General features: G+C 35.1%; 25 protein-coding genes. 5 read left to right on the top strand and 20 right to left on the bottom strand.

The genetic code is table 11. From position 1 onward, the window contains the following. Positions 1-28: 28 nt before the first annotated feature. From CW751_RS08575 to CW751_RS08565, 3 genes are read right to left on the bottom strand one after another with little or no spacing between them, the layout of a single operon-like run. Complete coding sequence (locus tag CW751_RS08575) at positions 29-781, bottom strand: shikimate dehydrogenase family protein (RefSeq protein ID WP_101334595.1); 753 nt, start codon at positions 779-781, stop codon at positions 29-31. Next, positions 781-1,725, bottom strand: coding sequence for a DUF368 domain-containing protein (locus tag CW751_RS08570; RefSeq protein ID WP_240612552.1), 945 nt, complete (start codon positions 1,723-1,725; stop codon positions 781-783). The genes CW751_RS08575 and CW751_RS08570 overlap by 1 nt, the downstream gene beginning before the upstream one ends. A gap of 9 nt (positions 1,726-1,734) precedes the next feature. Next, complete coding sequence (locus CW751_RS08565; protein ID WP_101334594.1) at positions 1,735-2,049, bottom strand: rhodanese-like domain-containing protein; 315 nt, start codon at positions 2,047-2,049, stop codon at positions 1,735-1,737. Between the two features lie 241 nt (positions 2,050-2,290). Between CW751_RS08565 and CW751_RS08560 the strand changes: the two genes are divergently transcribed. Next, on the top strand, positions 2,291-3,370 hold the full coding sequence (locus CW751_RS08560) for a M42 family metallopeptidase (protein ID WP_101334593.1): 1,080 nt from the start codon (positions 2,291-2,293) through the stop codon (positions 3,368-3,370). A gap of 166 nt (positions 3,371-3,536) precedes the next feature. On the opposite strand, the gene CW751_RS08555 is transcribed toward CW751_RS08560, so the two are convergent. The 10 genes from CW751_RS08555 to CW751_RS08515 all read right to left on the bottom strand — a co-directional run bounded on the left by CW751_RS08555 (position 3,537) and on the right by CW751_RS08515 (position 13,245). Continuing rightward, positions 3,537-4,172, bottom strand: a complete 636-nt coding sequence (locus tag CW751_RS08555) for a toxin-antitoxin system YwqK family antitoxin (protein ID WP_133122175.1) — start codon at positions 4,170-4,172, stop codon at positions 3,537-3,539. A gap of 3 nt (positions 4,173-4,175) precedes the next feature. Beyond that, entirely contained in the window at positions 4,176-4,304 is a 129-nt protein-coding gene (locus CW751_RS15835) for a hypothetical protein (protein ID WP_262484523.1), read from the bottom strand. Positions 4,305-4,355: 51 nt separating this feature from the next. Then, positions 4,356-4,913: an REP-associated tyrosine transposase gene (locus tag CW751_RS08550; RefSeq protein WP_101334591.1), complete on the bottom strand. Its 558-nt coding sequence runs from the start codon at positions 4,911-4,913 to the stop codon at positions 4,356-4,358. 458 nt (positions 4,914-5,371) lie between these two features. After that, positions 5,372-7,351: an SUMF1/EgtB/PvdO family nonheme iron enzyme gene (locus CW751_RS08545; protein WP_101334590.1), complete on the bottom strand. Its 1,980-nt coding sequence runs from the start codon at positions 7,349-7,351 to the stop codon at positions 5,372-5,374. Between the two features lie 31 nt (positions 7,352-7,382). Further along, positions 7,383-8,528 carry a T9SS type A sorting domain-containing protein gene (locus CW751_RS08540; protein WP_101334589.1) on the bottom strand — a complete coding sequence of 382 codons (1,146 nt, stop codon included), beginning with the start codon at positions 8,526-8,528 and terminating at the stop codon, positions 7,383-7,385. 25 nt (positions 8,529-8,553) lie between these two features. Then, positions 8,554-10,098, bottom strand: coding sequence for an SUMF1/EgtB/PvdO family nonheme iron enzyme (locus CW751_RS08535; protein ID WP_133122174.1), 1,545 nt, complete (start codon positions 10,096-10,098; stop codon positions 8,554-8,556). Positions 10,099-10,695: 597 nt separating this feature from the next. Beyond that, complete coding sequence (locus CW751_RS08530) at positions 10,696-11,097, bottom strand: DUF1987 domain-containing protein (protein ID WP_101334587.1); 402 nt, start codon at positions 11,095-11,097, stop codon at positions 10,696-10,698. Between the two features lie 118 nt (positions 11,098-11,215). Beyond that, positions 11,216-12,025: a hypothetical protein gene (locus CW751_RS08525; RefSeq protein ID WP_101334586.1), complete on the bottom strand. Its 810-nt coding sequence runs from the start codon at positions 12,023-12,025 to the stop codon at positions 11,216-11,218. A gap of 12 nt (positions 12,026-12,037) precedes the next feature. Next, on the bottom strand, positions 12,038-12,718 hold the full coding sequence (locus tag CW751_RS08520) for a hypothetical protein (RefSeq protein WP_101334585.1): 681 nt from the start codon (positions 12,716-12,718) through the stop codon (positions 12,038-12,040). Continuing rightward, on the bottom strand, positions 12,700-13,245 hold the full coding sequence (locus CW751_RS08515) for a DNA-3-methyladenine glycosylase I (protein ID WP_101334584.1): 546 nt from the start codon (positions 13,243-13,245) through the stop codon (positions 12,700-12,702). The genes CW751_RS08520 and CW751_RS08515 overlap by 19 nt, the downstream gene beginning before the upstream one ends. Before the next feature lie 52 nt (positions 13,246-13,297). On the opposite strand from CW751_RS08515, the gene CW751_RS08510 reads away from it, so the two are divergent. Continuing rightward, entirely contained in the window at positions 13,298-13,906 is a 609-nt protein-coding gene (locus CW751_RS08510; protein ID WP_101334583.1) for an acyltransferase, read from the top strand. A 20-nt stretch (positions 13,907-13,926) separates the two neighbouring features. Here the strand turns inward: CW751_RS08510 and CW751_RS08505 are convergent, their stop codons facing one another. From CW751_RS08505 to CW751_RS08485, 5 genes are all read right to left on the bottom strand, one after another. Next, entirely contained in the window at positions 13,927-15,786 is a 1,860-nt protein-coding gene (locus tag CW751_RS08505; protein ID WP_101334582.1) for a T9SS type A sorting domain-containing protein, read from the bottom strand. A gap of 510 nt (positions 15,787-16,296) precedes the next feature. Further along, positions 16,297-17,829 carry a ribonuclease Y gene (rny, locus tag CW751_RS08500; RefSeq protein WP_101334581.1) on the bottom strand — a complete coding sequence of 511 codons (1,533 nt, stop codon included), beginning with the start codon at positions 17,827-17,829 and terminating at the stop codon, positions 16,297-16,299. 88 nt (positions 17,830-17,917) lie between these two features. Continuing rightward, a complete protein-coding gene (locus CW751_RS08495) occupies positions 17,918-18,193 on the bottom strand; it encodes a cell division protein ZapA (RefSeq protein ID WP_205677805.1) in 276 nt (91 codons plus the stop codon). A 16-nt stretch (positions 18,194-18,209) separates the two neighbouring features. Continuing rightward, positions 18,210-18,503, bottom strand: a complete 294-nt coding sequence (locus CW751_RS08490) for a hypothetical protein (RefSeq protein WP_101334579.1) — start codon at positions 18,501-18,503, stop codon at positions 18,210-18,212. A gap of 350 nt (positions 18,504-18,853) precedes the next feature. Continuing rightward, positions 18,854-22,234 (bottom strand): methylmalonyl-CoA mutase family protein, encoded by a 3,381-nt coding sequence (locus CW751_RS08485; RefSeq protein WP_101334578.1) that lies wholly within the window; start codon positions 22,232-22,234, stop codon positions 18,854-18,856. Between the two features lie 99 nt (positions 22,235-22,333). On the opposite strand from CW751_RS08485, the gene CW751_RS08480 reads away from it, so the two are divergent. The 3 genes from CW751_RS08480 (at position 22,334) to CW751_RS08470 (ending at position 23,498) form a co-directional block, all read left to right on the top strand. Next, entirely contained in the window at positions 22,334-22,765 is a 432-nt protein-coding gene (locus CW751_RS08480) for a DUF4190 domain-containing protein (protein ID WP_101334577.1), read from the top strand. Between the two features lie 69 nt (positions 22,766-22,834). Continuing rightward, positions 22,835-23,194 carry a CCC motif membrane protein gene (locus CW751_RS08475; protein WP_101334576.1) on the top strand — a complete coding sequence of 120 codons (360 nt, stop codon included), beginning with the start codon at positions 22,835-22,837 and terminating at the stop codon, positions 23,192-23,194. Positions 23,195-23,216: 22 nt separating this feature from the next. Continuing rightward, positions 23,217-23,498, top strand: coding sequence for a DUF2752 domain-containing protein (locus CW751_RS08470; protein ID WP_101334575.1), 282 nt, complete (start codon positions 23,217-23,219; stop codon positions 23,496-23,498). On the opposite strand, the gene CW751_RS08465 is transcribed toward CW751_RS08470, so the two are convergent. Both CW751_RS08465 and CW751_RS15410 read right to left on the bottom strand, forming a co-directional pair. Then, a complete protein-coding gene (locus CW751_RS08465) occupies positions 23,499-24,575 on the bottom strand; it encodes a chorismate mutase (protein ID WP_101334574.1) in 1,077 nt (358 codons plus the stop codon). A gap of 93 nt (positions 24,576-24,668) precedes the next feature. Beyond that, complete coding sequence (locus tag CW751_RS15410; RefSeq protein ID WP_165779264.1) at positions 24,669-24,818, bottom strand: hypothetical protein; 150 nt, start codon at positions 24,816-24,818, stop codon at positions 24,669-24,671. Positions 24,819-24,820 lie beyond the last annotated feature (2 nt).

Below are 24,820 nucleotides of genomic sequence, written 5' to 3'. Positions count from 1 at the left end.
CAAAAATTGCTGTTTGTTTCAAATATAATCAGCTATTCCAAATTTCCCAAGCTTTGAGTGCTTGTTGTTGAAGCATGGAGAGTCCATTTAAGGTATCGGCTCCGTTTTCTTTGGCCAATTTCAAAAACAAAGTTTCAGCAGGATTATAAATTAAATCTACTACGAAATGATCTTCACCCACGAGTTCTATTGGAAAATTCGGTTTTTCATCAATCTTTGGTGAGGTTCCAATTGGTGTACAGTTGACAATCATTGGAAAGGATTTCACCATAATCTCATTGGCTTGATCGTAACTAAAAACCATTTGATCGTCCTTTGGAGTTCGAGATAAATATCCTACGGTAATTCCTAAGTTCTTCAAAGTATAAGCCACCGCTTTTGATGCGCCGCCTGTTCCAAGCAACAAAGCCCTTTCATGAATATTTCTAAGAAAAGGTTTTATCGATTGACCAAACCCAAAAGCATCTGTATTGTGTCCTATTGACTTTCCATCTTGAAAATGAATGCAATTTACTGCTCCAATTGCTTTAGCTTCTGGACTCAATTCATCAAGGTATGGAATCACGGTTTCTTTATACGGAATGGTAACTGAAACTCCGGAAAACTCATTACAAGCCGACTTCAACCATGTTGCAAGAGCGTTTTCATCCGCTAATTCAATGTTTTCAAATGTTGCATTGATTTTTTCATCTAAGAACTTTTTATCAAAAAATGCTTTTGAAAAAGAATGTCCAAGCGTTTTACCCAGTAAACCGAATCTTTTATGATCATTTTGTTCCATTACTCTACCAATTTTGTTTTGTTTCCAAATCTGTCCATTAAATAAACCAATAGATAACCAGCAATTGCTAAAAGTGCAACATAAAGAATTTGCGGCTCCCCAATGAAGTTTTGAGGTAGAACATTGGTCATCATCCAGTCTTCTTTCCCGTCAGAATGAATAACTATCGGTGCATCACCAATTTGATTTTTCCAAGGCCATATCTTTAAGAGTGAACCAATTAAAAACCCTGAAAGAATGGCTAAAACTAAATTTTTAAAGTTTTCAAATAGGTATTTTAACAATCGACTAAAAGATAAAAGTCCGACTAAACATCCTACTGCAAATAAACCAATAATGGTAAAATCCATGTTTTTTAGTCCTTCGATGATCATAGCATAAGAGCCGAGTAAAACCAAGATAAAAGCGCCACTAATTCCAGGTAAAATCATTGCACAAATCGCAATTGCACCACTCAAAACGATGTACCAAGATTCGCCACCACTTGCGGTAACGTGAACAGTAGAAATATAGGCTGCAATGGCTGTTCCTGCAATTAATCCCAGAACAGTTTTAATATCCCACTTACCAACCGTTCGCATGATTAGCTGTGCACTTGCGACAATTAATCCAAAGAAAAATGCCCACAACAATACAGGGAATTCGACTAAAAAATAAGTAACAATTCGTGCTAAAGACAAAACACTAATCCCGATTCCTAACACTAATGCAACAAAGAAATTACCATTAATATGCTTCCAAAAAGCAGAAAATCCGTCCGATTTCCACTTTTTTAGTGCCGCAAAATTTATATTTGAAATGCTGGTGATGAGCTCTTCATAAATTCCAGTAATAAAAGCAATTGTTCCTCCAGAAACTCCTGGAATTACATCGGCTGCTCCCATTGCCAAGCCACGCAAAGTGATGCCTAACAATTGAGGCAAAGATCTAGATTGATTTTCCATTATCTAATTTTAAACTTCTATCGATTGATCAATTTCATTAGCATAAGCCTCTACTCCACCACAAACCACAGCAATTTCATTAAATTTGAAATTAGTTGCTAAAAAATTAGCGACTGCTGCAGCACGTTTTCCTGTTTTGCACATTACGTAAGTCATTTTGTCGTTGTCTAATTCCTCAGCACGATTTGGTATTTCTGCCATCGGAATATGAACACAATTAAGATGTCCTATTTTATATTCGTAGTTTTCTCTTACGTCTAACAATGTAAATTCAGTCTTACTATTAATGGCTTTCTCAAGTTCTTGTACAGTAATTTCTTTCATCGGTTTCGTTCAAAATTATTTCTTGACAAATATAGTCAATTACGAATTACGAATGGGGGAATTACGAATGAAAATCAATTACGAATTACGAATAAGTTAATTATGAATGAAAGTTAATTACGAATTACGAATGGGAGAATTATGAATCGGGGATTTATGAATTTTAAAGGTTCCAGGAATTCGTAATTAAACGATTCGTAATTGTTTTTTGATTTTTTATCTTTGAGAAAAATCAAAAAAAATGAGTAAAGCAATAACAGAAGAAAGTAAAGAATTCTTAAAGAAATATTTAGACAACGCTTCTCCTACTGGGTTCGAGTCTCCTGGTCAGAAAATGTGGCTAGAATACATTAAGCCTTACATTGATGATTACATGGTAGACAACTATGGAACTGTTGTTGGGGTTATTAATCCTGAAGCAGAATACAAAGTTGTCATTGAGGCACATGCGGATGAAATTTCTTGGTTTGTGCATTACATTACAGATGATGGATTTATTTACGTAAGAAGAAATGGTGGTTCAGATCACATGATTGCTCCTTCAAAAAGAGTAAACATTCATACCGACAAAGGAATTGTAAAAGCTGTTTTTGGCTGGCCTGCAATTCATACACGTCACGACAAAGACCCAAAGCCAAGTCTAAAAAACATCACTATTGATTGTGGGTGCAGCTCGAAAGAAGAAGTTGAAAAACTAGGAGTTCACGTAGGTTGCGTTGTAACTTTTGAGGATGAATTCATGATTCTCAATGAAAAAAGATACGTTGGAAGAGCTTTAGATAACCGAGTGGGTGGATTTATGATTGCTCAAGTGGCAAGAATGTTGAAAGAAACGGATACAAAGTTACCTTTTGGATTGTACATTGTAAATTCTGTTCAAGAAGAAATTGGTTTACGTGGAGCCCAAATGATTGCACAGAAAATAAAACCCGATGTTGCAATCATCACCGATGTTTGTCACGATACCAATACACCGATGATAGACAAAAAAGAGCAAGGTGATTTAAAAGGCGGTAAAGGTCCTGTGCTTACTTATGGTCCAGCAGTTCAAAACAATCTACTGAAACTCATCATTAACGCAGCCGAAGATGAAAAGATTCCTTTCCAGCGTTTAGCGGCTTCACGTGCTACGGGAACAGATACCGATGCTTTTGCCTACAGCAATGAAGGAGTTCCTGCAGCATTAATCTCATTGCCAATTCGTTACATGCACACCACAGTAGAAATGACGCACGAAGAAGATGTTTCAAATACGATAAAATTAATTTTTGCTTCGATAAAACAGATTGAGAACAAGCAAGATTTTAGGTATTTCACGTAGTTTTTGGTTATATAGCTCAAAAACTGGATTTAGGTATTCTAACTAAAAAGGCCATTTAGAAGTAAAATTCTAGGTGGTTTTTTTTAATTGATAAGCCCAAGACCACGAGAAGCTTCGCTAATTCTCGCGACAGCTTGGGAAGCAAAATCTCGTGAGGTAGTGAATGTTAAATAGCTTCAATATTTGCATAGGCAAAATGAACTAGTGTATCATCTGTGTTCTCTTTAGTCAAATATAATTTTGCCTTAAATTTAATCTCTTTATCCTTATGCTCTCCAAACAGTGTATACGAACTTTCATTACCAAGCTTCTTCTTTACTACCAAGGAGTCATTATATCTTACCTCTAAACTTCTGCTGTAATTGGGAGGGGTAACAAGCGTAAACAGAATCTTAAACGTATCTAACTTGTAAAAATTATGTAGTTCAACTTGGGGAATCCCCCTTCCATCTTCTTGAACAATTTCTTCGTTCTCGTAGCGACAAACATACACCCTTTTACCAGTATTATCATAATAACAATACCTAATGAAATCACCGTTTTCTTTTAAATCATATCGACTAAACACAGGTATACCATTATCATATTGAGTATAACTTTTTATTTGTCCATTCAAATGGTAATGTAAGAATATACTATCTTTCTTACCGTTCCTCATATAACCTGATTCAAGAAGTACTGAATCCTTATTGAAAACCTCAAAAAAACCATTAGCAACTATATCTTCCTCATCCTCAATTGAGCAACCAATTAACATGAAATTGAAAACTGATAGTAATATCACAAAATGATTGATTCTCATTATTTATTTTTTCTTTAGTGAACTTGGGTCAACTTTTATCTCTTTTCTTCCTTTTGAATCCTCAACGACTCCATGCCCAGCAGAATTACCTGACCGAATTGTGTCTCCCCACCCGCTACCGCGAGATTTCATCTCGTGGTAGTCTGAATCCTAACTATTACCTTGTTTAAAAATACAAATATTTTACAATCCAACAACCACAACTCCATTTAAAACACCTTTCTCACCACTATAGTCTACTGCGCTGCTGTATAGATAATCTTCTGGTCTAAAAACAAGTCCTTGCTCTACAGGATTATTATGGATATATCTAATTTTTTGAGAAATTACAAAATTACTCCATAATTCGATTGGTTTATTGTCTTGTCGCCAGAATTGATTATATGTTACATTAGATTTTTTACTTCCATTGCGTTTAAAAGTTTCCAACAAATTTTCTTTTCTACTTTCCCTGTCATTTTCTTTAATTGCTTCTACGACAGCCATGCTTGTATGTCGTTTAAAACTTCCGAGTAACTGACCTGGTGGCATTCCTTCAGTACTTCTAAAAACTAAATGGACATGATTTGACAGTATACACCATGCGTAAATTTCCATTCCTTTTTTTTCTTGACAATAATGTAAACTGTCAATTAAAATGTCTTTGTATTCATTTCTTGTAAATACATCTAACCATTCTACAACTGAAAAACTTACAAAATAAGGCGCTTCAGGGTTGTGAAACCGATAATTTCTACTCATATGATTTAGGCTTATTGGGTTAATACTAAATAAGTTAGTGAAAATTATTCAATCAAGGTTTATGGAATGATGTTTTTATGAGCTTTTTTGACTGAGATATATGTTTGGAGACCCCGCAAGTGCCTCGTTAACCGATTCACGTGCTGAAACAAGTTGATTATATATTACCCAAACAAAAATAAGAAGGATAAAAACAACAATTGAAATTATAATAATAGGCATCATGAATTAAAAATAAGAAAATTTTATAATTCATGTTGGATGAGTTGAGGAAAAAGAAGAAAGTCTATTCGACAAACCAAAAAAACGTCCTTGATGACAACAGAAATGTAATTGCTCCATTCCTATTTTTGAATAGGAGGATGCCATTCAACAACTGTCAGCTATCGAACTAACGAGCTGTATGGTACTCGTTAGTTCGAATAAATTTATAGTATGATCCAATCTAAATAAGTCCTTTAAAATTGACGAACACCTCTACCACCTGTGGCAGGATGCCGGTCAGCATTAAACTTAGTGTCTCCGATATTAACTCTAGAACCAACTGGATCTAAACCACCAACAACAAGTGTGTAGTCCTCTATTTCTGAACCAGAACTCCAATAATTACCATTTGCAGGGTCACATCCATTCGCGGAAGGCGCATAATACTGACTATAGGCAACCCGTAGCCTATAAGAACCTGGAGGTAATGACACGGATATGTCAGGAATAGCAAATTCACCGTTTATAGTTCCAGAAGTACCATAGTAAGATACTCGTTCCGTACTTTCAAATTGTCCGTTATTGTTTTCATCAATCCAAACTCTAACATAGGGCCTATAACCATTTGAGACTGTAACATAAGGGGTATAAGGCTGTCCAGGATACATAAGAATTGGCTCAACTTGAGCAGTATAATCATTGTAAATCGTATCTGTATAGGGTGTGCTGTGGTCTACGTTAGCCAACCTAAACCTGCTTATATGATAGTTGATGTTTTTTTTATTGCTATTACTGGTCGGAAAACAATAAGCAGAATCAGGAAGAAGAGCTCCAGACATCCAACTTCCACCTTTTACTAGACTATATAAGGGGTCTAGCTCCCAGTCTGCTTGATTTGCTTTTCCATCAGATGTTATTTCACCATCTCCTAGTCCACCGGTAAAAGATGAGATATTTGAACTCTCAAATCCTGCCGATACGGTTTGTTCCCAAACGTTACCTGTTAGATCTAAAACGCCCCAATAAGATGCCCCAGCACTAAGGCGAGTAGGCGAACCTTGAGAAGCTGCAAACCCAACGCGAAGAGGTCCACTTGATGTTTCGTTTTTACCTAATACAGCTGCAACACCATGATTTGCAGGTGCTGTTGTTGTTGAAGTTTCACTTCCTTGTCCATCATTATTAATTGAAATAGATTTCGCACCATGAACAATCTTATTTCCCCAAGCATATTCATCAGTAACAGCTGAATTCTCACCTCTACATGCTTTTTCGTACTCCAATTCGGTCATTGGTCTAAGCGCAGCCCAATCAAGGTAAGCGAGTAAGTCTGTCCATTTTAAGAAATTACAAGCTATACTTTGTCCATCATCAGATTCATTCACTGTAGTGTTATCGTTGTAATCGGCACCATATTCTGCACCATTGCTAACAGAACCAGGGGCAGTAAGGATTATTCCGTTTCTATATCTGATACCATTCGGTTGATCAGATAAAGCATTGGTATTTGGAGAAGCAGTTGGCGGGTTGCTAGTTCTAAAAAACTGTTGGTTATAACTGAGTAAGTTTAGAAATTTAGCATATTGATTTTGAGATATTTCATATTTCATTATATAAAATTGATCATACCCCTTAGGAAAGTCATTAGGTAGTGTTGCATTGCTGCTTTTATTATTTGTATTTTTTATAAGAGCCCCAGAATTTATAGCGTTCTCAGAGCTAATTGTTGTTGTTTCAAAACTGTGCGTTGCTTCATGAGCGTTACCAACTTGGAAGTCTCCAGTTAAAACAGCGACCATTTCAATTCCCAAAACCTCAAAGTTTACCGTACCATTATTAGGATATGTTGCGTTTTGAAGCTTTACCTCGACAGATGCCGTTGGAATATTCCCAAAACCATGATTAGTTCTACGGATAAAAACACCTTTTCCGTCAGTAACAGCATCAACTTGAAGAATACCACCTGATACATTATGGTCGGAAGAATTAGTGCTAACATCTGCATGTTTCCATTCTTTCAACTCTGTGTTACAATCTTGAGCCTTTATAAATACCCAAACTGCATCCCAATTATTAGGGGAAGTATTAAGGTACCAACTGTTTTCCCAAGAAACATCAAACTTTAAGATATCATTGGCTGGACGAGTAACATTAGTTATTTGAACATTACTTGCAAGAATAGTGTTGCATAATAAGGTAAAAACAAATACTAGAAGTAGTTTATATTTTTTCATTTTTCTATATTTTAAATTCTTAATAATCGTTTTATTGGTTTACTATTTTAAAAGCTTTTAATTCTTCATCACTTCGTATTTTCATTATATAAATTCCTTTTTGGAAAAATGAAAGGTCAAAAACATGAGATGTACCAGAAAAGTTTGGCAATTCAAATACCAATTGCCCTTGGGCATCATAAATACTAATTGAAACGTTTTTTAATTTGCCTTTAATGACTTTCAATTGAACCTTACCACTTGTAGGGTTCGGATATAATGTAATATTGTCGTTTGAATAATTATCAAAAACAACTGATCTAATGTCTGAATACGTATAAGCACCATCAAAATCTGTTTGTTTTAAACGGTAATATAAAATACCTTGTTTCGGATGCATATCATACCAATGATAATTTAATTCTGTAGACGAGTTTCCAGCTCCCGGCACTGTTCCTAGTTCTTTCCATTGATATCCATCTAGTGATCTCTCTATGGTGAAAAAATCATTATTTCGCTCACTCATTGTAACCCATTGATTTCTTACTTTTTCATTCTCTTTAATTGCATCAAAGTACAGTAATTCAATAGGTAAAGGGTCGATATTACAATCTACACCAAGGTTATGAGAGCTGAATCCATCCGTACTACTTCCAGCAAATAATGTAATTGTTTTAGATTCACAAGGAGTTCCATAAACGGAATTGGTGTAACCATCTGTTTCTCCTCCAAGATAAGAGTTATAAGAAATAACGTCACAGAACCCATTCAAATTATTGTTTGTAAAACCATCTGTGGAACCTCCTGCAAATAAGGTTACTGTTTTTGGCTCACATGAGGTGCCGTATTTTGCGTTAGAATTACCATCAGATTCACCACCTAAAAAAGGATTGTATGAATAAGTATCACAACTTCCGCCTATGTTACTACTTGAAAAACCATCTGAGTTACTTCCTGCAAACATAGAGATTGAAGTGGATTCACAAGAGGTTCCATATTTTGCATTAGTATTCCCATCAGATTCTCCACCTAAGAACGATGAGTACGATGTTGTACTACAGCTTGAAGCTAATAATTTTTCACTTGAAGCTCCATTCCCAGGCCCTCCATAGAATGGAGCTTGGCCAAAGACTGCAATACTGCATATTTGGATCAACAATGTGATTAATATTTTATAATACCATTTAATCATATTCATTTGATACCTGACTATATAAATAGAATTAATATTGTCGTACTCCACGACCACCAGCTTCAGGGTTTCTATTGAAGTTGTAAGTTGTCGAGTTTATATTAACCCTATCACCTACCCTACTTTGAAAATCACCTGATGCGTAGCTACCACCTCTAACAATGCTGAAAGTAGGATCTAAGTTCCAACCTGATTGATCGGCGTCTCCACTATTATTAAGTTTTCCATCACCTAATACCCCAGTAAAGCTTGATATGTTTCCGTTTGCATAGCCTACTGAAACAGTTTGCTCCCATAGGTTTCCAGTCATGTCTAATGAGCTCCAGTAAGAAGCTCCAGCTCCGGCTCTTGTAGGAATGTTGGATGCAGCGAAACCAACTCTTAAAGGACCATCATTATTAGAATCACCATTTATTGCGGCTAAGCCATCAACAGGGGTCGCCTCAATGGTTGAAAGTTCATCTTTTGTACCAGCATCTGATATGGTATTTGAACTTGTTTGGATGATCTCTTTAGCTCCCCACGCGTATTCATCCGTAACTACGGGTAAGGGACCACGACAAGCTTTTTCAAATTCTAACTCTGTCATTGGACGTAGTCCAGACCAATCTAGATAAGCAAGAATATCAGGCCAACTTAAATAATTACAAGCCAAATTTTGACCATCATCCGCTTCGTTAAAGACACCATTATTATTGAGGTCACATCCATAAATTGCAGGCTTGTTATCTGGACTAAGATTTCCTGGTGTAATAATTCGGACCCCATTCCGATTCATTATACTCGTTGGATTCGGAGCTAAACCATTTGTTCCCGTTGGGGAATTAGGAAGATGAGAGGTACGTACAGTCTGTTGCGCATAGTTCAAAAGGTTCAAGAAGTTAACATACTGTTCCTGTGTTATTTCATACTTCATAATATAAAAGAAATTGTATCCTTTTGGAAAATTCGCAGGAATGGATGGGTTGTAACTAAGTTCAGAAGGGGTGTTTGGTGCACCCTCTGTTTTTAACAGTCCTGCACTTATCGCACTTTCACTTGAAATAGTGTGTCCATTGTTAAAAGCTACTCCAGCATCCAAACTATTATAAGAACCGGAAGTTCCTCCAACTTCAAATGCGCCATCTAGCACAGAGACCATCTCTATTCCGAATACTTCTAGGCTAATGTTACTTGGGTTGTAAGCAGTTTGAAACGTTAAGGTAATGCTGGTAGAGGAAATATTTCCAACACCTCTACTTTGTCTTTTTATAAAAACACCTTTTCCATCTGAAACGGCATCAACTGTTAATATTCCACCAGAAGCAACATGATCTGAAGAATTGGTGCTTAAATCACCGTGTTCCCATGTCTTAAAATCAGAATTACAATCTTGAACTTTCACAAACACCCAAACTGCATCCCAGTTTTCTGCTGTACTTGACAAACCATTAAAATTCCAACTATTATCCCACTGCAAATCAAAGGAAACTTTGTCATTGGAAGGACGTGTGACATTATTTATTTTTAAGTTATTCGCAAGTGACAATCCAGATAAGATTATTTGGACTAATATTAAAAATAGTTTAATTTTCATATTGTTTTTTTTAAGTAATAGACTTTTAACATTTGTTTCAAAACCAAAAATGAATTTCCTTGACAAATATTATTAAAAATGTATAATACCTAAAATTATTTGGGTTTACATTAGGTTTACATAGGTCGGAAGCTTAGTTTTTTTTGATTAATTAAATCCAACTTAAATCCAATAATAGGCTCTTAAAGATTCTTTTGAAACATCTGAAATGTATTTCCTCATAAGACATTAACCTTTAACACTCTCTATGCCCCAAAATCCACATATTTATATCTATCAACAAATCAATGGACAGTTATATAAGAAAAAAGAATATCTAACGTATAGACCTATTTTAGCTCTATATCAGCATAATTCAATATTAGAAACACATAATACCCTCTCTCGAAACAAATCAATTTCAAGTATATAAGAATTCATATTATACCAGTGCAGATTGGATTGAGTGCTTTAAATCGATTACTTAAGTGAAATTTTATAGTGCCTCGGATTCAATTTTAGGGGTGAATTAAGTATAGTTTTGTTGAACAGAATTACTTCACCAATAAGGACAACAGTTATACATTAATTGTTCCTGAACATATTACAATCATTGAGCTATTTATAAATCTCATCTTTTTCAACATTTACAACCTCAAATTCAAAAGGAACTTCTACCATACAGGAAAAATCATAGCCTGCTTCTTTCATCTCTTTATCTTCTGTAGTATATTTCCACAACACAGATGCGTTGTAGCCTTGTTCCTTAAGTTCATTTAATTTATGCAGTAAAAAAAGAATTTGGCGAGAACTTGAATTGTTGTAATACTCCATATTAAAAACAAGCTTGGTATTCGATTGAGGAGCAATCGAATAAGCGTAAAACCATTTTAAAACAGGTCCCCAAAACTCTTCCGCATTTTGTGGAATTGCTCGACCTTGAATCAACATAACTCCAGTTTTTGGGTTAAAATTAATATGGGGAGTTACCGGTGTTGAACTTTTTTCTAATATTTCCATCTAATATCTGCTGTAAAAACTACCAATATGAGGAAAATTTTATAATTATAAAAACTCTTTGACTAAAAGTCTATTAACTACTAGATAAACACAAACTAAATGATGATAAAACAACTATTTATTCAGATAAAAAATCATAAAGTTTATGAACTGCTTCTATATGAACGTTTCCAGGTTGGTAACCATTTGTTTTAAGGCATTTAAAAAGATCAGATTTAAAATAGTAAGCAACACTACCTACAAAATGAATAGGATAATCTTTTCCAAGTGATGTTAAAGCTTCCTTACAAAAATCATTAAAAGCATCCCTCAATATGTCTTTCATTAAAGAATGATCAGAAAACTGTGCTACAACCTTTGTTAATCCAGCAATTTGCATACGTCCTTCTTTTCCATATATACAAGCCAGAATAGATTCATTATTAAAATAATTTTCAATATTTAAATTAATTACTTCTGGAAGTTTCCTGTGGAAATAATGTTGTAATAATCGTTTACCAATATCAAATCCGCTGCCTTCATCACCTAATATGTACCCCAGTCCGGAAGTTTGCTTGACTATCTTTTTCCCATTATACATGGCAGCAACAGCACCTGTACCTAAAACACCAACCACGCCCCTATCGCGTCCTAGGTGTGATATACACGCTGCTAAAACGTCAGTCTCAACACATCTCACTACCATTTGTTGCTTCTCAAAAAAATCAATTATGATCTGTTTATTGGTTTTATTTTCACAACCTGCACCATAAAAATAAACAGATTGCTCCTGCAAATGATTTTCAAGTACTATTTTTTGAATTGTTTGGATTTTTGCTTGTGTAATTTCACGGGGATGTAATCCAACAGAAATTATTTTTTGGAGATCTCCTGAAGAGCTTTTAAACAACCATGTTGATTTAGTACCTCCACTTTCAATAACTACCATGCGCTTTTCAAGTTAATAGAAGTCAAATCGATAGCCTAAGTTAAATGAGAAAGAAATGGGTGATATTTCATTTCCTAAAATAAGTGCTGGGTCATAAAGTCTAGAAATAACATCTAATCCTATATCAAACATCAATGCCCCCCCCATTGGAAGTTGATACTTTGCTCCTATTGTTCCACCGAAAGCAAACAATAAAGAATATTGCGCATCTGAACTATTCAAGTCTTGCGGTGGATAAGTGCTTGTCTGATAATCATCTATATCTAATCCTGAATCCATTCTATATTTCGATCCATAAGAACTTAAAATTCCTTTTAAATGTCCACCAGCAAAAAAGCCTAATCCTATATCATATTCGTTAAAGAAGTATAATCGAGAACCACCATCAACAGCAAAATAAGAGGTTTTAGTTATCAATTTTGCATCAGCTATACTTGGTGTTATTCCTGGCTTTGCGGATACCTGATCAATTCTTTGATTCTTATGTGGAAACATATAGGCACCACGAATAAAGAAGGTATTATTTGGTGATCGCGGAATTTCAGCAAATACATTAATCCCAATCCGATCAATAGGCAAATTTAATCCATGAAACGAACTCACACCACCACCTATAGAATGTTGTGCGATTGTTTGGGTTGATAAAAATCCAAAAATTAAAATTAAAAGTGTTTTTATGCGTTTCTTTTCCATTGTGGGTTACATTTTAATATTTCATCGTATACAGGACAATTTTTATCGTGGGCACCTTTAACATATCCTGTACTCATTAAAAACTCTTCAACAATTTTCTCCCCTGTAAATTTAAAATTTTTCTTAAACAACTTGGTCCATTCTTTCAATGAAAAACCAACATATTGTGTTAACCAATTATTAAAGCTACCAAATTTTTCTTGAATAATAAGTATTTTTTTAGCATTAAAAATAACTGCTTCAATTTTCCTTCTATTTCTGATGATACCTTTGTTGTTCATCAACTCGGTAATTTTTTGTTCATCAAACTGTGCAACACTAGCAATACTAAAATTATCAAAAGCTTTTCTGAAGTTTTCTTCTTTATTCAATATCAAAGACCAATTTAATCCAGCTTGGTTAATTTCTAAAATCAATCTACCAAACAATTCATCATCAGATTCAACAGGATATCCGTAATAAAAATCATGATATTTTTTATCTAAATGATTTTGTTTTAAATCTTTTGTAAATTCGCAATAGCTCATCGTTTTATATAACGAAGATAAACACTAAAAAGTTGTAATAAACAGTTAAAAAATGGCAAATATTTTTGAATTTAATGGTTTCAAACCAGTTATCCACCCATCAAGCTTTGTACATGAAAATGCTACGGTAACTGGTAATGTGATCATCGGAAAAAACGTCTACATCGGTCCAGGAGCTGCTGTTCGTGGTGATTGGGGTAAAATTATCATAAAAGACGGGTGTAATGTTCAAGAGAATTGTACCATTCACATGTTTCCTGGAACGACTGTTGTTTTGCATGAAAGCGCACATATTGGTCATGGAGCAATCATTCATGGTGGTGAAATTGGGCGAAATACTTTGATTGGAATGAACACTGTAGTTATGGATGACACTGTTATTGAAGAAGAGTGCATCATTGGTGCGTTAAGTTTTATTCCTGCGAAATCAAATATACCTAAAAGAAGCTTGGTTGTTGGTAATCCTGGAAAGGTTATAAAAAAAGTGAGTCAAGAGATGATTGATTGGAAAACAAAAGGAACAGCGCTTTACCAAGCCCTACCTCAAGAATGTTATGATACGCTAAAACCATGCGATCCATTGAGAGAGGAGGAAGCCGATCGACCTAAACAAGAATCAATGTATTCAACATGGGAAAAGATTAAAAGCAAAAGTGATTAATCTTGAAACACATTCAATAACTATTTTACGCGTACTTTCATTGTTCTCATAAAGTTATCCTTTCCAACCCTAACAAGGTAAATTCCTGGAGATAATTGAGTAGTATTAAACGCTACATTAATTTGCCCTTCAAATGATGATGTATTTTGCCTACTCAAATGTTTTCCACTAATTTCGAATAAGTCAACAAACATCTTTTCAGCTATCGGCATGTTTTCTCCTTTAACAGTAAGCCATTCGTTATTTTGAATATATGTTAATGTGGCTTCAGCCTTTATATCTTTACTTTCAAGATCCAATTGTTCATTTAAGTTAAATGAAAATATTTTTGTTTTTCTGGCAAAGTAATTTCCGTTTTTGGCAATATATTCACCTGTATACCAAAACTCTTGTCCATCAGGAGACAAAGTCATTTGTGCATAGTCACCATAACGGTTCCCTCCTGTTTGAAAAGCCTCTCCTTTTTGAGCCCAAGTTTCAGAAAAAGTAAACTTTCCAAGTTCATCTCCTGAGAACCGACCTGTTGCAGCTAATCCTGGATATTCTGTTGGACCTGAAACAGAATATCCCATTCCTATATGACCATTATAGTCCATTGCAATACTTCCTAAGAAGCGACTATTACCATCATTTATTGCATATGTACCTTGCTGATAAATCGTCCAATCATCTGTATCTGAAGCTTGTCTTAATTCATACCATCTTATTCCAGCTGTATTTTGATCATCGATATCAACGACATTACATAATAAAATTGAATTATGAGTAGGCCATTTCAAGTATTGCGCTCGATAATTAAAGATTGATGCAATTGCGTCTAATTTTTGAGACGTACCTTTCTGCTCAATATCATTCCAGGAATTAGTAAAAACAGCATTAAATGGAGCTGTGTTTATTTCCTGATCAATGAAAATAGCAGAATTTGATGGCACATTCCAATCAATATTCATTTTTAGTACCTTTATATGATCATTTGTAATGAAACTACTCCAAGAATCATCTTGAAAAAGAAATAAACTGATTGGTGTTCCATAAGGCGGCAAATCTCCATCAGCATCAGCAGGCAGCACACTATTAAAGCCGTATTGTGTGGCAAAATTAGGTAAATCCATTTTGATGAGCGACGCACTGGTATCACCTACTAACATTTTATCTCGTTCAAATGCTACAACACCTTTTCCAACAGTATTTGAGGTCATATAATACCCATCTGACCAAATAGAATACTTTGGATAATCAGGAAAACTTGAAAAAGAAAATGAATAAAGATGATAAGCTCCAGTTGGGTCTGCTGTTTTTGAAATTGCAATTAAAATCTCATTTGATCCCGTTTGAAATTGGGTCACCATAAATCGTTCAGCATGTCGGTCGTACAAAACAATCGGATCTCCTGAATTTCTAGAGCCTGGCCATAAATCTTTTAATTGAATAATGCCTGTTAATGGATTTCCATTCAAATCATATACGCGATATACAGTATTAACTGCTTGAACATAATATTGATCACTCACAGCACCAGAAGGATCTGGAGGAAAAGCCCCACGCATACCCTCAAAATTTTGAAGTATCTGAATCTCACCTCTTGAGCGTTCGGCTGAACCTAATGATTTTTGAAAATTAAAAGAAACTAGTGGGTCAAACTTTTTAGGTAAAGCCGTAGAGTCAACATATTCGGGGCGAACCCTATTTTCCCTCACCTTTGCTTCGTCATTATAATAAACAGTTGATTGTTCGTCAAAAATTTGAGGCAGTTCTGTTAATGGTTTGGATAAGCCTAAGTATTTACCTTGCTTTTTAACGTACTTTTTATCTTCTTGAGCTTGTACTTCTGACAAGCTTGAAATCACGACAAAAACTAAAATTATTTGAAAATATCTCATATTCTATTTGCATTAATCATCCGCAATTTACTACATACAACTGTCTAATTCAAAAATAATACAATTAACCCGAATTATTCACCAATCTTAAAGTTTAAGAATATCAACATTTGTAAGTCAGTATTTTAACTGTATTTCCTGTAAAATTTGAGAAACCCAATTTTGGGTATTTGTGTATTTGTAAGATTTTGATTTAATTTTGATCTATTCGTCGTTACAAGCCCCGCGAAATATACATATATTACTTTAGGTCTTGTGCCTAGAATAGATTTAAAATTAAATGCATGAATAATCCGGGTTAAAAGGCATAAATGTTTAAATAATGGTAGAATTACAGAAATAAACTAGTCTTCCTATCCCTCCAAGCCATTGGTGAGAAAATACATAAGCACACAGTATTGTTCAAAAAAAAACCTCTTTTCCGGTTACCTAGAAAAGAGGTTTTGAAATACTCATTAAATCTTGTCCAAAGGACAATTCGCTTCTTTATTAGAGAAGTAAATGATTACATTACTTCGCGTAATTCACTGATCTACGCTCTCGAATAAGAGTTACTTTAACCTGACCAGGATAAGTCATTTCGGTTTGAATCTTTTGTGAGATAGCAAATGAAAGTTCATCAGCTTTTAAATCCGAAACCTTTTCACTTTCAACCATCACACGTAATTCTCTACCTGCTTGAATGGCATAGGCTTTAATTACACCATCATAAGAAAGCGCATGATTTTCTAATTCTTTAATTCTATTTATATAAGATTCAACCACTTCACGTCTCGCACCAGGTCTTGCACCAGAAATAGCATCAGCTACTTGAACAAGTGGAGAGATCATGGTATTCATTTCAATTTCATCATGGTGAGCACCAATTGCATTACAAACATCTGGCTTTTCTCCAAATTTCTCTGCAATCTTCATCCCTAAAATTGCGTGCGGCAATTCAGGCTCATCTTCTGGTACTTTACCAATATCGTGCAGTAACCCTGCTCGTTTTGCTAATTTGACATTCAATCCTAATTCCGACGCCATTATCGCACAGATATTAGCTACCTCTCTACTGTGTTGTAATAAGTTCTGACCGTATGAAGAACGGTATTTCATCCTACCCACCATTTTTAATAAATTCGGGTGTAATCCATGTATTCCTAAATCAATACAAGTTCTTCTTCCTGTTTCGGCAATTTCTTCATCGAGCGATTTTTTAGTTTTAGCAACAACCTCCTCAATTCGGGCTGGATGAATTCTTCCATCAGAAACCAATTGGTGCATTGACAAACGAGCGATTTCTCTTCTTACAGGATCAAAACATGACAATAAAATCGCTTCTGGCGTATCATCAACAACAATTTCCACACCTGTTGCCGATTCTAAGGCACGGATATTTCGACCTTCACGACCAATTATCCTTCCTTTAACTTCATCCGAATCAATATTGAATACAGAAACTGCATTTTCAACAGTTTGCTCATGCGCAACACGTTGAATAGACTGAATGATAATTTTTTTAGCTTCGCGATTAGCATTTAATTTCGCTTCTTCTACAATATCTTTTATGTGAGCCATTGCATCTGTTCTGGCCTCGTCTTTTAAAGCCTCCATCAATTGTTTTTTCGCTTCTTCAACGTCCATTCCAGAAATTTTAGAAAGCTCTAAAACACGACGATCTTGTATCTTCTCCAACTCTTCCTGTTTTGTCAAGTTAAGTTGGATTTTTTCATCTAGTGTTTTTCTTTTACCATCTATTGACTTTTCCTTACGATTGATTTCTTCGATTTTCTTCGACAAGTTTTTCTCTTTTGCTTTTGTTCTGTCTTCAGCTGACTGAAGTTTGCGTTCACGATCTTTGATTTTCTTTTCGTGATTTTCTTTTAAGTGTAAAAACTTCTCTTTGGCCTGAATGATTTTATCTTTTTTAATTGACTCACCTTCATTCTCGGCTTCTTTTAAAATCTGCTCTTTTCGTTTCTTGAGCAGCACATTCTGCACTATTAAAGCAAGTATAACCCCAACGATTAAACCTATACCTGAACCTATAATCATCTCCATATTTATTAAAATTAAAAATCCCACAATAATAAGTGAATACAACACTCATAATGTGGGAAACATTTATTAAAAAACAAGACGTATTAAACTACTCTTCAATGCTATTGGAAAGCAATTGTAGCGCCGAAAGAATTTTTTCTTTTTCTAAACCTGCATCTCCCGATTGGGGTGATGGTTTTGAACGCGTGGCCAATTGCAATGAAGTCATCGCTAATAAATCTTGCATATCTTTTACTGCATAACTCTCTTGAAGCTTTTGAATATTAGTGTTAATGTCTTCCACAGCCTTGCGAACGAACTCCTCCTCACCTTCATTGATGGTCAGCGGATAGTTACGTCCTGCAATAACTATTTTTATTGACAATTTACCCATTTTCAAATTATGCTTTCAATCGACTTATACAGTCATCTATTTCCCTTACTAATGCATCAATTTGAACATTTTTATCCTGTTGATAATCTTGCTCAACATGATTCTGTTCTTGATGCGCTTTTAATTGATCGTATTTTGATTTAAATTCCAAAACTTCAGTTTCTCGAGCTGAAAGTTTTTCATTTAAACGTAAAACTTCTGCCTGAAGCTTTGTATTCTCAGCATTTACACTTCTCAATGATGAACGCATTTTAGCGACCTTCATTTCAATTTCTGTTATTACTTTTTGAATATCTTCCATAAATAAATACGACTGCTTACAAAGATAGTAAGTGAGAAGTTATAAAACAATTATTTTTTGAATTTCATTTTAGAAATAAATATTGCATTAGGTTGGTCTTTTTTAAAATCTATGTAAAGACGATCGATTTTCGTTAAAACAGCTAATCTCTATCAATAAAAACAAGAAAACGTATTTTTTAGAACACTCTAATTAATTTATGAAAATCTGACGTATAAATACGTACTCCATTTCAGCGTATTCCTTAAAGATCAATCCTCTGTAATTGGCACCATTTCATTTGATTTATTTTTTAACGTAGCGACGCTCAATCTTACGTCGCTACGTTTAAAAAAATAAATTATAGAACCTTACATATTTCTTCTGTACTGTCCTCCGACATTAAACAAAGCATTGGTAATTTGCCCTAAAGAACAATATTTACTTGCTTCCATTAATTTATCAAACATATTTTCATTGTTGACTGCCGCTTCTTGAAGAATGTTGAGCCATTTTTCTGACTCGTCTTTTCTTGCTTCTTGCAGTTCTTTTACCATCTTAATCTGGTATTGTTTTTCTTCTTCCGTTGCACGAATTACTTCTTTAGGAACAATCGTTGGCGAACCTTGTGAACTTTTGAAAGTATTCACTCCAATAATTGGGAATTCTCCAGTGTGTTTCAAGGTCTCATAGTGCAATGATTCTTCCTGAATCTTAGAACGTTGATACATTGTTTCCATTGCACCAAGTACACCTCCTCTTTCCGTAATTCTGTCAAACTCTGTCAATACAGCTTCTTCAACTAAATCGGTTAATTCTTCAATAATGAAAGATCCTTGGATTGGGTTTTCGTTTTTCGCTAAACCTAATTCTTTATTGATGATGAGCTGAATTGCCATTGCTCTTCGCACTGAATTCTCTGTTGGCGTGGTAATCGCTTCGTCGTAAGCATTTGTATGCAATGAATTACAGTTGTCATAAATTGCATAAAGTGCTTGAAGCGTCGTACGAATATCGTTGAAATCAATTTCCTGAGCGTGTAAAGAACGTCCAGAAGTTTGAATGTGGTACTTCAACATTTGAGCTCTTTTGTTTGCTCCGTATTTCTCACGCATCGCTTTCGCCCAAATTCTTCTAGCCACCCTTCCGATAACCGCATATTCTGGATCAATTCCATTGGAGAAAAAGAAAGAAAGATTGGGACCAAATTTATTGATGTCCATTCCTCTACTTAAGTAATACTCAACGTAAGTAAACCCATTAGAGAGCGTTAAAGCTAATTGTGTAATTGGATTGGCTCCAGCCTCAGAAATATGGTATCCAGAAATAGAAACTGAATAGAAGTTACGTACTTTCTTTTCGATAAAGTATTCCTGAACATCTCCCATTAAACGCAAAGCAAATTCTGTAGAGAAAATACATGTGTTTTGTGCTTGATCTTCTTTCAGAATATCTGCCTGAACTGTTCCACGAACCACTGCAAGTGTTTCTGCTTTAATTTGTGCATAAACGTCAGCTGGAAGAACCTGATCACCAGTTAATCCTAACAACATCAATCCTAAACCATCGTTTCCTTCAGGTAAGTCACCTTGATAAACAGGTTGCTCTGTTCCTTTTTCAGCAAAGATTGATTTAATTTTTGTTTGTACTTCTTTTTCGAGTCCATTGGCTTTAATGTATTTCTCACAAGCCTGATCTATGGCTGCGTTCATAAAGTAACCCAACAACATTGGCGCTGGACCGTTAATGGTCATAGAAACCGATGTTTTCGGGTCACTTAAATCAAAACCAGAATACAGTTTTTTAGCATCATCTAAACAACAGATAGAAACCCCTGAATTTCCAATTTTACCGTAAATATCTGGACGATCTGCTGGATCATTTCCGTAAAGCGTTACCGAGTCAAAAGCTGTTGAAAGTCTTTTTGCTGGCATTCCTAAACTCACGTAATGGAAACGTTTATTTGTACGTTCTGGACCTCCCTCTCCAGCAAACATTCTTGTTGGGTCCTCTCCTTCTCTTTTGAAAGGGAATAATCCTGCTGTGTATGGAAATTCTCCTGGTACATTTTCTTGCAATAACCATTTTAAAATATCTCCCCAAGAAGAATATTTTGGCAAAGCTATTTTTGGAATTTGTAAGTGAGAAAGCGATTCTGTATGTGTTTGAATCTTTAATTCTTTGTCACGTACTTTAAATGTAAAAACAGGATCTTTATATTTCTGAACTTTATCACCCCAAGACTCGATAGCCTCCCAATTGTGAGGGTTCAAGTCCATTTTAAGTTTTTCAAAAGTCTCCGTTAATCCTTTTATCAAACGATCTTTATCTTCCATCTCACTTTCAGAAATGGTATCAATTGATTTTTGAATTCCATATAATTTATCGGCTACTGCCACCTGATTTTCAACCCAGCGATCATAATTTCTATTGCTTTCAGAAATCTCAGATAAATAACGTGTTCTTTCCGGTGGAATAACAAAAACCTTCTCCGACATTTCATCAGTGATTTCAAAAGTAGATTCTAAATTAGCTCCCGCTTTTTCATTTAAGGTTTCCAAAAGTACTTTGTACAATTGATTCATTCCAGGATCGTTGAACTGCGACGCAATTGTTCCGTAAACTGGCATATCATCTACTGCATCATCAAAGCGAACGTGATTTCTTTGGTATTGCTTACGTACATCTCTCAAAGCATCTAAAGCTCCACGTTTATCAAATTTATTAAGTGCAATCACATCTGCAAAATCAAGCATATCGATTTTCTCAAGTTGTGTAGCTGCACCATATTCTGGCGTCATCACATACAAACTTGCATCAGAGTGGTCCATAATTTCAGTGTCTGACTGACCAATTCCAGAAGTTTCGAGAATAATTAAATCATATTCTGCGGCTTTCAGCACCAATAAAGCTTCTGCAACGTATTTCGACAATGCTAAATTAGATTGTCTTGTCGCCAGAGAGCGCATATAAACACGATCACTTGAAATTGAATTCATACGAATACGGTCTCCAAGTAAAGCTCCTCCAGTTTTTCTTTTCGAAGGATCCACAGAAACTACTGCGATTTGTTTGTCATCAAAATCAGTTAGAAAACGACGCACCAATTCATCAACCAATGAAGACTTTCCAGCTCCACCAGTTCCCGTAATTCCGAGAACAGGAACTTTTGATTTCTCCGCTAATTCGTGCATTTCATCCAATAGTGCTTTAGATTCCTCTGGGAAATTTTCGGCAGCAGAAATTACTTTAGCGATATCGGCATCTTTTTTATCCTTTAATGTTTTCGGATCTACTTTTACATTTTCTCCAACAGGAAAATCAGATTTTTCGATTAAATCATTGATCATTCCTTGAAGTCCCATTTCACGACCATCATCTGGATGATAAATACGCTCAATTCCGTAAGCTTCCAATTCTTTAATCTCTTCAGGGAGAATTGTTCCTCCTCCACCTGCGAAAATTTTAATTTGTGGTGCTCCTCTTTCTTGGAGTAAATCATACATGTATTTTAAGTATTCTGTATGTCCTCCTTGATAAGAAGTCATTGCAATGGCCTGCACATCTTCCTGAATTGCACAGTTTACAACCTCATCCACACTCCTATCGTGTCCAAGATGAATCACCTCACAGCCTGAAGCTTGAATGATTCTACGCATCACATTAATTGCTGCATCATGCCCATCAAAAAGCGAGGCTGCTGTAACAATTCTAACTTTATTTTTTGTTTTATAAGGTGCTATTTTCTCCATAATTTCGTCATAATGAACTCCCGCAAATATAATGAGTTTAAGTTGAAAAACGGTGTGATTGCGTTCCGAATTTAACAATCTGGTCAACGAAAGAATATTATGTCATTTTTTACAGGTTCAATACGCCAACCTCAACAGATCAGAAGAAAATCCATATCTTTTGCAAAAAAAGAAGACATGGACAATCACAAAGCAAACACAACGGAGAAACATCAGGACACGCTTAAGCAAGCTCCAAACAGCAAAATAATTCTTGTTTTAGGAATTTTGTCTATTTTCCCTGGTTCATTTTCTTTCGGATTATTAGGTATAATATTAAGTATAATTGCATTATCGTTAGCTTCAGGAAGCCAAGAACAAATTAAATCCACATCAATGCAATACAACACCCAATCCTTGAATCGATTAAAAACAGGTAAGATTTGTGCCATGATAGGACTGATTTTATCAATTCTCTTCTTTTTTAGTCTAATGATATATGCTTTATATTTTAGTGCTTCGTTATTAGGAGAGGAAAATTACTACATGTAATTTAATTTCTCAACATTAAAAAATAGAAGATAACAAAAAATTGTATTTTCGCCTTTCAAATTTTTCATAATGGAAGAAATAGATCAAGAAATAATCAACATTCCTGACTCAGGAACAGAAAAGGTACCGAACAGTACAGGCGTACTTGTACTGGGAATACTGTCAATAATCCCCGGATGTTTTTGTTATGGGGTTCCTGGAATAATCATGGGAATAATTGCTCTATCACTCGCTTCCTCTGCAAATAAGCTCATTAAAGAAAATGAGCAGAAATACGATCCGAGTTCTATACAATCAGTTAAAGCTGGTAAAATCTGTGCTATTGTAGGACTTTCCTTATCATCTCTATACATTATAGTTTTGCTTTACTATTTAGTGATTATAGGCATTAGCTCAATGGCTGTCTTGGGTACAGGCTTTGCGCTTTAAGGATTGAATTATTTAGTTGATTATGATTCAAGTAGATCAATTACTTCCCTGTTCATTTAAGTCTACATTAGGAATAGAATGTTTTGGCTGTGGAACACAACGTTCATTTCTGGCGCTACTTCAAGGCGATGTTTTAACTTCCTTTTTATTAAATCCAGGCGTTATCACAATGATTATAACAATCATATTTTTGATCTCTGCATATTTCCGAAAACCTAAATGGATCGTTCGAATTGCTACAATTGGTGCTCTAAGCACAGCTTTTGGAATGATTGGAAACTTTATTTTTAAAATGATCGCCTAACTATTCATTCTCGGGGTTCATTACTTTCGTTTGATGTCGAATAGACTCTTGATGTGTTGCATCTAAAACTAAACGAATAAAGTCTCTACTCAACCCTAATTCATCAGCTTGCTTGAGGCGTTGCTCTATCATTTGTGTCCAATGTTCTTTTTGTAGAATTGTTATCTCATTCTCTCTTTTATAATCACCAACTTGACGAACAATCTCCATTCTTTTCTTCATCAATGTAAACACTTGGTCATCGATAGCTGCAATTTCTTTTCTTTGCAAGGCTATAAAGTCTTTATCATGCTGAATATCCTCTTTTCTCAAAATAAGTTTCCCGATAAGCTCCTGTAACTTTTTGGGAGTTACTTGTTGTTGAGCATCCGACCAAGCCTTATCAGGTTCAGTATGTGTTTCAACCATCAATCCAGCAAAGTTCAAATCCATTGCTTTTTGAGAAACATTCAGCAAGCCATCTCTATTTCCAACAATATGACTAGGATCACAAATTATAGGAATATCTTCCATTTGTTCCATTAATGCAATAGGAATCTCCCAATTTGGAGCATTTCTATATTTTGGATGTTTATAAACAGAGAATCCTCGGTGAATAGCAATCAAATCGGAAATTCCCACTTTCTGAAAACGTTCTAAAGCTCCAATCCACAACATTAAATCGGGATTAATTGGATTTTTAACCATGACAGTAATCTCTGTCCCTCTAATCGCATCTGCAATTTCCTGCACAGCGAAAGGATTCACGGTAGTACGTGCACCTATCCACAAAACATCAACACCTGCCTTTAAAGCAGCGTCAACATGTTTTGCATTAGCAACTTCTGTTGTTACAGGTATTCCATACTCTTTCCCTGCATTGACTAACCATGGCAAACCTAACTCTCCAACACCCTCAAATGAATTCGGTCGTGTTCTTGGCTTCCAAATTCCACCACGAAGCAATGCTGGTTTGTTATACTGAACCAATTGATTAGCTATTTCCATGATTTGCTTTTCACTTTCAACACTGCATGGACCCGCGATCAAGTATGGCCGGTTAAATTTTCGTAAATTATGTTTTAATTCTAATTTCATTTTTCTTTCCTCCTCTTATGAATAACAACTCAAGCGTTTATAAAGTTGATTCAAATCAACCTTTTTATAAGCTAAAAATGTATAATTTAACGCTTATTGCTTCTTAGCAATTGCCGAAACGATTGCTAACGCAGCAATACCAATAAAAATGGCATGTTTAAAGTGAAATCCTGACATTACAATATCGTAAGCTGTTATGCCTAGCAACCCTAAACCGATGATGATTTGAAAATTAGTATTCATTT

The organism is Brumimicrobium salinarum, assembly GCF_002844555.1.
Taxonomy (GTDB): Bacteria; Bacteroidota; Bacteroidia; order Flavobacteriales_D; family Crocinitomicaceae; genus Brumimicrobium; species Brumimicrobium salinarum.
The sequence above is the reverse complement of the archived record's forward strand: the minus strand, read 5'-3'. Positions and strand labels throughout refer to the sequence as shown.